Annotated in this window: 7 protein-coding genes, 1 tRNA gene and 1 pseudogene; 4 read left to right on the top strand and 5 right to left on the bottom strand. The window is 38.5% G+C overall.

Going from position 1 to position 11812, the window contains the following annotated elements; genetic code table 11:
* Window positions 1-153: 153 nt before the first annotated feature.
* From FXW07_RS17270 to FXW07_RS17260, 3 genes are all read right to left on the bottom strand, one after another.
* Window positions 154-1428 (bottom strand): adenylosuccinate synthase, encoded by a 1275-nt coding sequence (locus FXW07_RS17270; RefSeq protein ID WP_229396717.1) that lies wholly within the window; start codon window positions 1426-1428, stop codon window positions 154-156.
* Window positions 1429-1847: 419 nt separating this feature from the next.
* Entirely contained in the window at window positions 1848-2228 is a 381-nt protein-coding gene (locus FXW07_RS17265) for a TIGR00304 family protein (RefSeq protein WP_229396715.1), read from the bottom strand.
* On the bottom strand, window positions 2210-2455 hold the full coding sequence (locus tag FXW07_RS17260) for a DUF131 domain-containing protein (protein ID WP_048122807.1): 246 nt from the start codon (window positions 2453-2455) through the stop codon (window positions 2210-2212). The genes FXW07_RS17265 and FXW07_RS17260 overlap by 19 nt, the downstream gene beginning before the upstream one ends.
* Before the next feature lie 995 nt (window positions 2456-3450).
* Between FXW07_RS17260 and FXW07_RS17255 the strand changes: the two genes are divergently transcribed.
* Window positions 3451-4692: a proteasome-activating nucleotidase gene (locus FXW07_RS17255; RefSeq protein ID WP_229396713.1), complete on the top strand. Its 1242-nt coding sequence runs from the start codon at window positions 3451-3453 to the stop codon at window positions 4690-4692.
* A gap of 223 nt (window positions 4693-4915) precedes the next feature.
* Window positions 4916-4990, top strand: a tRNA-Glu gene (locus FXW07_RS17250).
* A gap of 71 nt (window positions 4991-5061) precedes the next feature.
* Here FXW07_RS17250 and FXW07_RS17245 read toward each other — a convergent pair.
* Window positions 5062-5550 (bottom strand): annotated as a pseudogene (locus FXW07_RS17245) (IS1 family transposase); the annotation flags it as partial.
* Window positions 5551-6627: 1077 nt separating this feature from the next.
* On the opposite strand from FXW07_RS17245, the gene FXW07_RS17240 reads away from it, so the two are divergent.
* Both FXW07_RS17240 and FXW07_RS17235 read left to right on the top strand, forming a co-directional pair.
* Window positions 6628-8178: a PKD domain-containing protein gene (locus FXW07_RS17240; protein WP_229396712.1), complete on the top strand. Its 1551-nt coding sequence runs from the start codon at window positions 6628-6630 to the stop codon at window positions 8176-8178.
* A 673-nt stretch (window positions 8179-8851) separates the two neighbouring features.
* Window positions 8852-10756, top strand: a complete 1905-nt coding sequence (locus FXW07_RS17235; RefSeq protein WP_229396710.1) for a S8 family serine peptidase — start codon at window positions 8852-8854, stop codon at window positions 10754-10756.
* Between the two features lie 220 nt (window positions 10757-10976).
* On the opposite strand, the gene FXW07_RS17230 is transcribed toward FXW07_RS17235, so the two are convergent.
* Window positions 10977-11812: IS4 family transposase (locus FXW07_RS17230; protein ID WP_229396708.1), on the bottom strand; the 836-nt coding region annotated here is incomplete at its 5' end.

Genomic DNA, 11812 nt, shown 5'->3' with positions numbered 1-11812 from the left:
CACAAGAATGTAGATATAAATTTGGTAATATATATTATAATTTGGTAATATTTAGAAAGATAAATACAATTGGATATGTGTATTGTTACATATCCATCACAGTTACTATACACATTTTTTGAGTAATTACCCTTGCAAGCCTGATAAATTGCATTACTCTTTTTTAAAGGTCTGTTCCCTGCCCGGACCGACTGAAATGTAATTAATCGGTACTTTCATCAGTTCTTCCAGTCTCTTGACATAATTTCTGGCATTTTCCGGAAGTTCCTCGAAGGCTTTTACTTCGGTGAGGTCAGTTTCCCAGCCAGGAAGGTCTTCGTAAACAGGCATACACTCAGCAAGATCTTCTGTAAGTTCAGGAGGATAGTCAAGGTTTTCTCCCTTGAAGGTATAGCCGGTGCAGATCCTGATGGGGTTAAGGCCTGAGAGTACATCCAGTTTGGTCAGGGAAATCTCGGTATATCCATTAAGAGCAATGGCTTTCTTCAGCAGAGGCAAATCGAACCATCCACATCTTCTGCCTCTGCCGGTAGTAGTCCCGAATTCTCCTCCGGCTTTCTGTAGTCTTTCCCCGAGTTCACCTGTCAGTTCCGTTGGAAGCGGGCCTTCACCGACTCTTGTGATATAAGCTTTTACTATAGCAATTACGTTATTTACTCTTGTAGGGCCAACTCCGAGGTTGGCACAGGCAGAACCTGCAATTGTAGAAGAAGAAGTTACGAATTTCTGGGTCCCATGTATAACATCGAGATGTGTACCCTGAGCAGCCTCAGCCATTACATGTTTTCCTTCATCAAGAGCCTTGTTGATTTCTCTGGAAACATCTGTTACATAAGTAGCAAACTGCTTTCCCAGCTCGAGATATCTTTCAATTAGCACAGGATCTCTAACGATTTTAGGATCTCCTCCAAGTGCTGCTATTTCCTTTTCTTTCTGGGGAGCAAGTTCCTCAAGTCTTGCAAAAAAACGCTTACGGTCCACAAGCTCAGCCATACGGAATTCGTCTCTTGCCACTTTATCGATATAAGCATAGCCTATTCCACGTTTTGTGGTTCCAATTTTCGTTTTCCTTGACGCTTCCCTCAGCCCATCCATTTCAATATGGTAAGGCATGATTATGCTTGTCTTTGCATCGACTCCAAGTTTTTCGGCATCTACTTTTATGCCGTGTTTCTCAAACATCTCGATTTCTTCGGCAAGAACCTCAGGATTCAGGACAACCCCAGGCCCAATCAGAACTCTGGAATCAAGCAGAATACCTGAAGGAATCAGGTGCAATTTGTAAACCTCATCTCCTACCTTGACTGTATGGCCTGCGTTGTTCCCTCCCTGGAAACGGGCAACAATATCAAAATTCTTTGAAATAAGATCGACAATTTTGCCTTTTCCCTCGTCACCGAACTGCGAGCCTGTGATTATCGTAAACATAAAGCTCTGATTCGGGCTTAACTATTAATAACTTTTTGTTACCCGCGTTCCGTCACCCGAGTCCCGTCACCCGAGTCCCGTCTCGGGAGGACGGGGCCCTTTTCGCTACGCTACGCTTCGCTCAAGAGGGATGAACGATAATGAAGATACTGAGCTGAACCAATAGGATCGACTTATGGCAAGAGAGGCTGCATTATCAACGCGCTTCGGGAAGGTGATTTACCTGAGTTTCGTTTTGGATCAGGTGGTGCAAGTCTTATAAATGAAGGGATGACCGCAAATTTTTTTGAAATGTTTTGATCGCAACTGTTATGGCGGAAAGCTTGACCAAAAGCTTCATCCGGTGTGATCAAATGGCGCAATGCAAACTTTTTCAAAAATAGTTGATTTCAACCTGGCAGGAAAGACGATTATGGGATTTAAATAAAGGAGGATCTGAGGATCAGCAGGCTGAGAAGCATGAGTATTATTGCAAGGATTGCGGTGGTTTTTGCACTTTCTTTGTCGCTTCCGAAGATGATTGGGATCGGGCCGATCATGATTACTCCTCCGGTTTTGATTTCGGATTCGACTTTTCTTTCGGAGGAATTTTCATGGAGAGGGCTCTCAGAGTTTGAAGTGCTCTCAAAGCGTGAATCTATTCCGGATGTGTCTGTTCTGTTTGAGTAGCTTTGCGTCGATCTGGATTCCTGGTACATGCTTAAAGCTACGCCGATCATAATTAGCAGAAATCCGATGAGTATTGTGGTAATTCCAATCGAAAAAAGCATGTTTCCATCAGTCAACGTTTCGTTTTCCATAGGAATAGATAGATTACTGAGATTATTAATCCAATTCCCAGCATATTTGTTGTTATTTCAGGAGAAGAGCCAAAAACTATCGGGATTGGGCCGATCATTATAAGTCCACCCATCTGGCTGTTTGCAGGATGCTGTATAATAGTAAGAACTGTACCTAGTAATAATATGATAATACCAACAAATATGACTGCTGTGCCTACTCTTAGAAAATCCTGAGATGTACGCATGTCGAATGATATAATGCTTTTATTATTAAATATATCCTTCTAACTTTTTGCATCCGTAGTTTGTTATACCTTAAAGGATTACAAAAAGGAATACCATTTTCCTTAAAGTTTTTTTGCTTAAGTCGGGAAATGGTTATATTCTTTGTCCTTTTCAGTCAGGATTAAAACTGATTAGAAATTTAACGTCTAGAGCTAAAAGAAATATATAAGTAAAATAGTTCAAGAGTTAAGTTTAAGAGCTTAATTGAAAAAGTAAGTTTAAAACTCAGTTTTTTCTAAATTTTCTGTCTGGCTTCTTTCCTGAATAATTTACTGGAATCTGGAGAATGCAACGGCATGTATAATATAGAAAAAAGAAATATGATGACTGAACGGAATACAAATGTTGACAAATTTCAAGCGAGTGTCCGAAAGCAATTTAATCAAATAACTGAATAGATCCTTAATTGGGATATTATAAAGGTAGTCGGGATATAAAAATAGTCACAGGAGTTGCAGTAACTTATATATATCCATTTTATATTTATACATATATTTAATTTCAAACATTTTAACATTCACTGTGAAAAGTAAGAGTACCTTTTAAATGTCATTTTACCCTTTGATCTTTGTGAGTCATACTATAACGGGAGATTTTAGGAAGAAAATTCATGATTTCCCCGTTTCTCAGGCTTTATTTCCGGCTTTACTCCTTGTAAAACCAGGACAAAATGTGGTCATCCTGAGAGACAAACTATATAGGAGAATAATACCTCCGGAAAATAACGCTTAAAGCTTAAGTGGGTAAATTGACCGGGTAACTGATCATGACTGGTTTACTGGTTACGGACCTGTATTATAGATCCCGCCAGTTTGCCTCCAAATCAATTTATTATAAATCAATAATTTCTGAGTGAACTAATCTTTAGATCATAAACTAATCTTTAGATAAAAACTAATCTTTAGATCATAGACAGTATAAACTCAATTTCATGCGATAAAAAAGGTGGTTTCAAGTGCCAGAAGACAGTGCAATAAGATCTTCTCTGGAAGATATCAAAACAAGGGTAGAGTTCCAGCTTGAGAGCGGGAAGATCAATGCTGAAGATGTGAAATCTCTCTTAACCGAAATCGAAATAATGAGAGTCCAGAACGAGAACATGAAGGCACGGCTCCTGGAAGCAAGTGTGGCAACAGGCAGGCACCTTCAGGAAATCAACAAATTGAAAGCTCATCTGGAACAGCTTACCGAGCCTCCTCTCTTTATTGCAACTATTCTTGAGGTAAATGGAGAAATCGCACTTATAAGGCAGCATGGGAATAATCAGGAGGTTCTTACGCAGATCCCTGAAGAATGTATTGGAAAGATTGAGCCCGGCATGAGAGTTGCAGTAAATGGGGCATACTCAATTATTTCCGTAGTCAGCAGAGCTGCCGATGTGCGTGCTCAGGTAATGGAACTCATTAACTCTCCTGGAGTTGACTACAGCATGATTGGTGGGCTGGATGAAGTGCTTCAGGAAGTCCGGGAAAGCGTTGAACTGCCACTTACCGAGCCCCAACTTTTCGAGGACATCGGAATCGAACCTCCTTCAGGTGTCCTGCTCCACGGAGCCCCGGGCACGGGCAAGACCCTTATTGCAAAGGCTATAGCTTCTCATGCAAAAGCAACCTTCATCCGAATGTCGGGATCTGACCTGGTACAGAAATTCGTAGGTGAAGGTTCAAGGCTTGTCAAAGACATTTTCCAGCTTGCGCGGGATAAGTCTCCAAGCATTCTTTTCATAGACGAAATCGATGCTGTCGGTAGTATGAGGACCTATGACGGAACCAGCGGTTCGGCTGAGGTCAACAGGACAATGCTTCAGCTCCTTGCAGAGATGGACGGTTTTGACCCCAAAGGCAATGTAAAGGTCGTTGCTGCAACCAACAGGATTGACCTGCTTGATCCTGCTCTCCTCAGGCCTGGCAGGTTTGATCGGTCTATCGAAGTCCCACTTCCTGACGATAAAGGAAGAGCTGAAATCCTTAAAATCCACACCCGCAAGATGAACCTTGCAGATGATGTGGACTTCGAGAAACTCGCAAAAGTCATGACAGGCATGAGCGGGGCAGAAATCAGCGTTATCGTCAAAGAAGCCGGAATTTTTGTGCTCCGCAGGCGCGGTAAACAGATCACCATGGGTGATTTCCTGAAAGCACACGAAAAGGTCGTAAATACCGAAGAACCCTCAATTCCTCAGGCTATGTTCGTATAAAGCTGTCCTGACAGCCAAAACTTGAGAAACTGGAACCGGATTACAAACCGGATTACTATTAAGTTTAGGAAAGCTTTCAGGAATATTTTCTTAAGCTTGTCGGATGGAGAATATCCTTCCGGCAGTTTCTCTATTTTTTTAAAACTCAGACGAAAGATTTATATTTTATAAATTACTTGAAGATATGCTGCCTGAGAGGTAAAGCATAGCAAGATAACAAGTTGCTCCGATAGTGTAGCTCGGCCAATCATTCAGGACTCTCACTCCTGCGACTGGGGTTCAAATCCCCATCGGAGCACTTTTCCTTTTTTACAATTTTTTTGCCAATCTATTAGATATAAAGCTGGTAATTTCTTAGATGGTTCATCTTTATCCGATTGATGTTTTAAAACACCTGAATGTTAGCAGTTCCTTTAAAGTCCATCTTGAGTCCACAATTCCTGCCTCTCTTGCAGGTTTATCTTTACATTCCACTCCATTTTCATCCTTGTACCTTAATCCTCCATGACCTATATAGAAGTCAAAATACATGCAATATGACCTCATTTGAGATTCTAACCATTCTTTCGCTTTTGAAAAACCTATTGTTTTTCTTGAAACTCTGTTGTTATCCTGCTTAAGAGTCAGGTTTTGTGTTTCAAGTAAAGTTGTTGATATTTCGCTTTGTTCAATGTCGTTTCCAGAGAAAATCTTCTTCTTTATTTTCTGGAGTAACACATTTATTCTTATTTTGACTACCTGTACATCTGTGACAAAAAGAGGGGTTTTATCAGAAAGATGTTTTTTAACTGATTCAATGAACTTATCTGCAACGTACTGTTTTCTTGATCCTATTGCAAAGTCAAGAATTAGCATACATTCCGAGAACAAGTGTCATCAGTAAGAATATTTTTTATATGTAAACGTTCATTATATATTAAAGAAGAGGAGGGAAATGAACGTGAGTTTTTTGGAAAAAATGGACGTTTTCTGGTATCAATTAGGGAAAGGAATTAAATTATCAGTATATATATTTTTGATATTAGTTATAGTGTGGGGATTGACTAAAATAATGCAAAACGTACCACAGTAATATACACTTGAGCTACAATCGCACAGTTACAAAAGAAATCCCCTATTATTTAGCAAAGTTTCTATAGAGGGACAGTCAATAATTATTTAATAAATATTAAAAATTACCAGATTCGTTTGTTCGACTGGATTTAAGAGCTACTTTAATTGCAGTTGTTAAGAATATTAAAGAGTCACTCAATTAAAATATAGCTAAGCAAAAATCAGGAAATTTGTCAGAAGTGGGAGAAATTTTACTTTAAAAAAATCAGTTACGTATATTTATGGGAGAGTCAGGACATAGTTATTCTTTACAAATATTTAAAAATGTAAGTATGTTTTGTACAATTATAAAATATCAGCATGTAATTTAAGAGAGTTAACTGTGAATATATAAAAAATTATAGGAAAATATATATATAAGAAAAATATAAGAGAATTTAAGGGTGTATATTTTATAGCTTAATATATAGTGCTACATAAACAGCACACATTAGCAAAAGGGGGATGAATAATTCATACTCAGGTAAAGAAACTGGCCGCTCTGAAATGGTTACCAAAATAAGGGTACATACAGAGTTTTCAATCTCTAGCTTAGAGAAAATGCTGTATTAAGTTAACACTTTCAATATTTTGTCATAACTGAAGACAGATGAATAATCTTGTTATTCAGCGGACTTTAACCTGACAAACAACCTGGAAACACAGCAGGTTCTCTTGGTTATTTTTATGAACCTAAGATAAGGTAGGTAATCTTTCGCTGGCAGGACAGAATTCTCCGGCTGGGATTTATGAAAGTAAGAAGATCTGTACTTGTGAAAGTGAGGGAATGTCGTGAAAATTAATCCAAGAGTCATATATCTGTCAATAGTTTTTATATTTCTTATGATTATGATATCAAACGTAGCAGTAGCTGATGACCTGGAATCCGATAAGTTAACAAAAGTAGCGTCCAGTGTTACGTCCGACTCAAATCCGGTTTGGTCACCGGATGGGAAGGAAATTTTGTTCTCACGGGAAAATGGACTTTATAAAGTGTTTTCAGATGGCACAGGAGAAAAGAAACTCACCTCTACAATGGGAAAGAATTTTACATCCGATTACGCCTGGTCTCCAGATGGATATAAAATTTCATATATTGAAAACAGATATGATGACGCTGCGGGACCCAGGAGTGATTTATGGATAATGAATTCAGACGGGACAAAAAAAATCCAATTGCTTGATACCATTTGGTACAGATATTATTACATATACACCTGGTTCCCTACAGGTTCAAAAATACTCTACTCTGAGATTTATGAAGAGATTGGAGGCTCCTATTGGGAAATGGATTCTGATGGATCTGATAAACATAACCTTGGGAACATGGGTATTGCTGACAGTATCGCCCTGTCTCCCGATGCGTCAAAAATAGCAATTTGTGCACACGGACCAGCTGACATAGACTACTATATTGACATTGGAAAAGTAGGTAAAGATTTGACCAGCTTCCGGCCGGGATTAATTAGTCATCAAACTCAGTCCAAACAGTCACAGATATGGTCCCCAGATGGTTCAAAAATAGTATACTATGCCGGGGAAGATGAGTCGTATTATGAAGATGAAAACTCGGAAATATATACAATGAAAGCTGACGGTACCGGAAAAACTCAACTCACATCAGATTTGGCAAATGATAATTCCCCTATGTTTTCACCTGATGGAAGTAAAATTGTGTATGTGTCAGATAAAGCCGGAAGTAAAGATATATGGGTTATGAATGCTGATGGAAAAAACAAAGTGCAGTTAACGTCAAATTCAGCGTCGGATTCATTTCCGGTATGGAGCCCAGACGGCAAAAAAATTGCTTTTTGGTCTGATAGGGAAGGAAACAACGGTATATATATTCTGACTCTAAAAACCGAAAACCCACCTGTTGCTGCTTTCTTTGCATCCCAAACTTCAGGAAACCCTCCTCTGAAAGTCAGTTTTACGGATCAGAGTACAGGCACACCAATTTCATGGAAATGGAGTTTTGGAGATGGAAATATTTCAACACTCCAAAATACTGTACACGTATATAATAAAGAAGGTAAATATACGGTCAGCTTAACAGTAAAGAATGCAGCTGGAACAAACACGAAAACAATAAAGAACTATATAACTGTAAAAACAGTTTATTTAAAACCGATTGCTACGTTTTCAGCCTCTCCAAATTCAGGGAAAGTCCCGTTGACTGTAAGATTTACTGACAAAAGTATAGGATCGCCTATTTCATGGAAATGGAGTTTTGGAGACGGAAAAACTTCAACAGCCCAGAATCCAGAACACCAGTATTTACAGGAAGGAAAATATAAAGTTACACTTACAGTAACCAACGCTGCAGGCAGCAGTACTATAACGAAGACAAATTACATAACAGTGACAACAAATACAAGACCTGGAATATTCTGAAAGCAAATAAACGCTTAAATTGAAAAAGTCAAGTAAAGGGTAGTGGGGGAATTATTAATGGCTCTTCGTCATTTCCTATGGATAAGATGGCTTTCAATTCAAGATCGCATTGGTTTTTATAAACACATTGTGAAAATATCCACACAGAGTAACAAGAGCCATTTTGAGTTTTTGTATTGAAAAGCATTTTTTCCAGGCTTTGATACGACTAAATATTCATATTCTTGTATCCTCTTCAAATTCAATGGAGAATTTTCCAACTCGAAAAGTGTGCAACAATTTTTATACAATTATAAAGTTGAATGCATCGCATGACGTTGTTTTTCAGACTTGGATAAATTCTTAAATTTTCAGCAAATACATAAAATTTACTTTTATTCATACAATTTGGAGAGGATACTAATTCTTCTATTTTTAAGAATATTCCGATATTAAAATAAATACCAGACCTTTTAAACTCAGAAGTATTTTATAATTGGACACCGATCTCTATAAGGGTCTTATGTTCTGTAATAAAGTTTAACACCTGCATATCAACCACAAAAATATAGTTACTCAACAGGTATTTACTTTAATTCTCTGGGATGAAAAGTCTGAAAACCCAGGTAATTTTGTTACAGAAAGTTATACCCATTAATAATGAAAGAATAACTTTGAAAAGGAGTGTGAATAGGTGGAAAAAAAAAGCCAGAAGCCCTTAAAAAACACGGTTTCTGAACTGTTATGTGTAATCTGCACATTATTTTTATTAGTATCTCTGTTTTCATTTAACGCTTTAGCTGAAGACTCAAATGATAAGATTTCAGCGAGTTTATCTTCTAAACTTGCTGAAACTTCAGCGACGGAAAAAGTCCCAGTAATTATAATGCTACCAGATCAGCAGATCTCATTTACTGCTGCTGGAAAAGAGAAAATCGAGAGTAAACAGAAAGATCTCATAACGTTTCTCGAGACTGAGAAATCCAAAAACAATGTAAAGGATATAAAATCCATATCAATTATTAATGCTGTAGCAGCCAGTGTAACCCCTGCAGTTTTAGCTTCTCTTACCGAAAGATCCGATGTTTCAACTGTCGAGCTTGATGCAATTTACACCATAGGACAATCCGAAACTTCCTCTGTAGAAACAGAGGCATCGACTGCCCAGGAGAGTACGGCATCCACAAATGCATGGGGAGTTGACAAAATTGGAGCGCCTGCTGTCTGGCAGCAGGGTATAACTGGGAAAGGAATAACTGTTGCTGTCGTGGATACGGGAGTCGATGCGACACACCCCGATCTTGATGACCTTGACGACAATCCCAGTACAACCGATCCGAAAGTTATCGGTTGGGTTGACTATGTAAACTCAGAGTCGTCTCCTTATGACGATCACGGGCATGGCACTCACGTATCAGGAACTATTTCAGGAACCGGAGCTAATGGCATACAAACCGGAGTTGCACCAGGCACAAATTTGATTGTAGCAAAAGTATTCGATGCAAGCGGTTCTGGATATTTATCTGACTGTATTCTTGGCTTTGAGTGGGCGGTTACTAATAATGCCCGTATCATAAGTTTCAGTGGTGGATCATCAGTACATAGCACAGCATTTGCAGATACAATAAACAATGTTGTAGCAGCAGGTGTACTTCCTGTTGTAGCGGCTGGCAACAGCGGACCTGCATCTAGCACAATTAATTGTCCTGGTGATGAACTCAATTCATGCACTGTCGGTGCAACAGATTCCTCCGATGTAATAGCGTCTTTCAGCAGCAGGGGTCCCGTTACTCTTAATGACCAGACATACATTAAACCTGATGTATCTGCACCCGGTGTAGATGTCACTTCAACAATTCCAGGCGGCGAATATGAGGACTGGTCCGGAACTTCCATGGCAACACCACACGTTTCCGGTACTGCAGCATTAATTCTGGAAGAGAACCCAACTATGAAGCCGGCTGCTGTAAAAGAGAAGTTAGAAGATACGTCATTAGACCTTGGATCATCAGGAAAGGATAACAATTATGGTTCAGGCCGGATCAATGCATATGATGCAGTATTTGGCGGAATGCCTGTAGCAAGCTTTACTGCGAAGCCTACCTCAGGAAAAGTCCCATTGACAGTTGCCTTTACTGACACCAGCACAGGAACACCTACCAAATGGAAATGGACCTTTGGAGACGGCAAAACTTCAACAGCCCAGAATCCAAAGTATAAATATTCCAAAATAGGTAACTATACTGTGACTCTAACAGCAACAAATACTGCAGGCAGTAACAAGGTAACAAAAACAGATTACATAGTAGTAGTCTCAAAACCCACTGCTTCGTTCTCTGCATCTCCTACCTCAGGAAAAGCAACATTAACAGTTAAATTTACAGATAAGAGTTCCGGAAACCCAACTTCATATAAATGGAGTTTTGGAGATGGAGCAATTTCAAGAGAAAAGAATCCAACACATCAGTATTCACAGGCAGGAAACTATAAGATTACACTTACAGTAAGCAATGCAGCAGGCAGCAGTACTATATCGAAGACAAATTTCATAAAAGTGACAACAAACACAAGACCGGGAATATACGCCGAAAGTCAGTAAACCATTATAAACTCTTTAATTGAAAAAGAGAAAAAATAATGGATAAAGGGAGTGGGGAAATTATTTTATCAAATATGACAACAAGATTATATTATCTTGTATGAGCAATTTGAAAATTGACTTTCTCTTTTGCGATTTTGAGAAACCTATCCATTGGTCATCGGTTAAGGATTCATTTCCTTCTCCTGTTATTCTTTTTTGAACCCACTTCTTTCATTTTTTATTCAAACCATTCATCTCTAAACCTTTCTCTGTTTACATGCGGATCTAATGCTTGACTTTCATATACACTCATTATCGTTTCAAAAGTTCTTTGAATTCCACATATATACAGAATTACTGTCAACAAATCTGATGCATTCTCTGCAAATATTGTACTCCAACGTAACTGTGTATATCTAGCCATTTTTTCAGGATAAGTTATTGAGTTTCTTACAAGAGAATAAATTCTTCTGCTAACGATTAGTGTCAATATTGCTGTCCAGATTAGAGCTTCAATTACCTGCACATTCTTTGTTTCAAGAACGTCCAGCGCATATTTACTTTTTAACTCCTTAAACAGCAGTTCTATGTCCCATCTTGCTCCATATAAGTTTGCAATGTCTTTTGCATTCAAAATATCTTTCTGAATATTTGTGATATAAATATGGTACTTTTCATCCTCGTCATTATAGACTGCAACAAGACGTACAATCATCTCATCCTGTTTTTGTTTACCCTTGTATGCTCTTCTTTTAAACTTTATTTTCACAACAGCATCAAGATCTTTTCCAGAAAGTTGTTTAATGCATTCACTAACAGTTTTTCCAGCGAATTCCTTACTTTTTGACTTAGAAAGTCCCTCTTCAACAGAAACAAGAATAGGATCCATATTTTTCCTTATTCTTGAAACAAAATATCCTCCATTTTCCTCAACCCTTGCAAACATCTGAGTTTTGTAGAAACCAAGATCAACAAGCAGAATACGGTCTTTGATCCAGGGACCTATTTTTAATGTTTTGATCTCAGCTGTTTTTTCAGAATACAGGGCAACTGTTTTAGGTCCGTTAGCAACTG

The organism is Methanosarcina sp. DH1 (genome assembly GCF_020804205.1).
Lineage (GTDB): Archaea > Halobacteriota > Methanosarcinia > Methanosarcinales > Methanosarcinaceae > Methanosarcina > Methanosarcina vacuolata.
This window is presented reverse-complemented; position numbering and strand designations above follow the sequence as displayed.

Bases quoted from the DNA above. Each gene is read 5' to 3' on its own strand.
- FXW07_RS17270 (WP_229396717.1), bottom strand. From the start codon at position 1,428: ATGTTTACGATAATCACAGGCTCGCAGTTCGGTGACGAGGGAAAAGGC.
- FXW07_RS17265 (WP_229396715.1), bottom strand. From the start codon at position 2,228: ATGGAAAACGAAACGTTGACTGATGGAAACATGCTTTTTTCGATTGGA.
- FXW07_RS17260 (WP_048122807.1), bottom strand. From the start codon at position 2,455: ATGCGTACATCTCAGGATTTTCTAAGAGTAGGCACAGCAGTCATATTT.
- FXW07_RS17240 (WP_229396712.1), top strand. From the start codon at position 6,628: ATGATTATGATATCAAACGTAGCAGTAGCTGATGACCTGGAATCCGAT.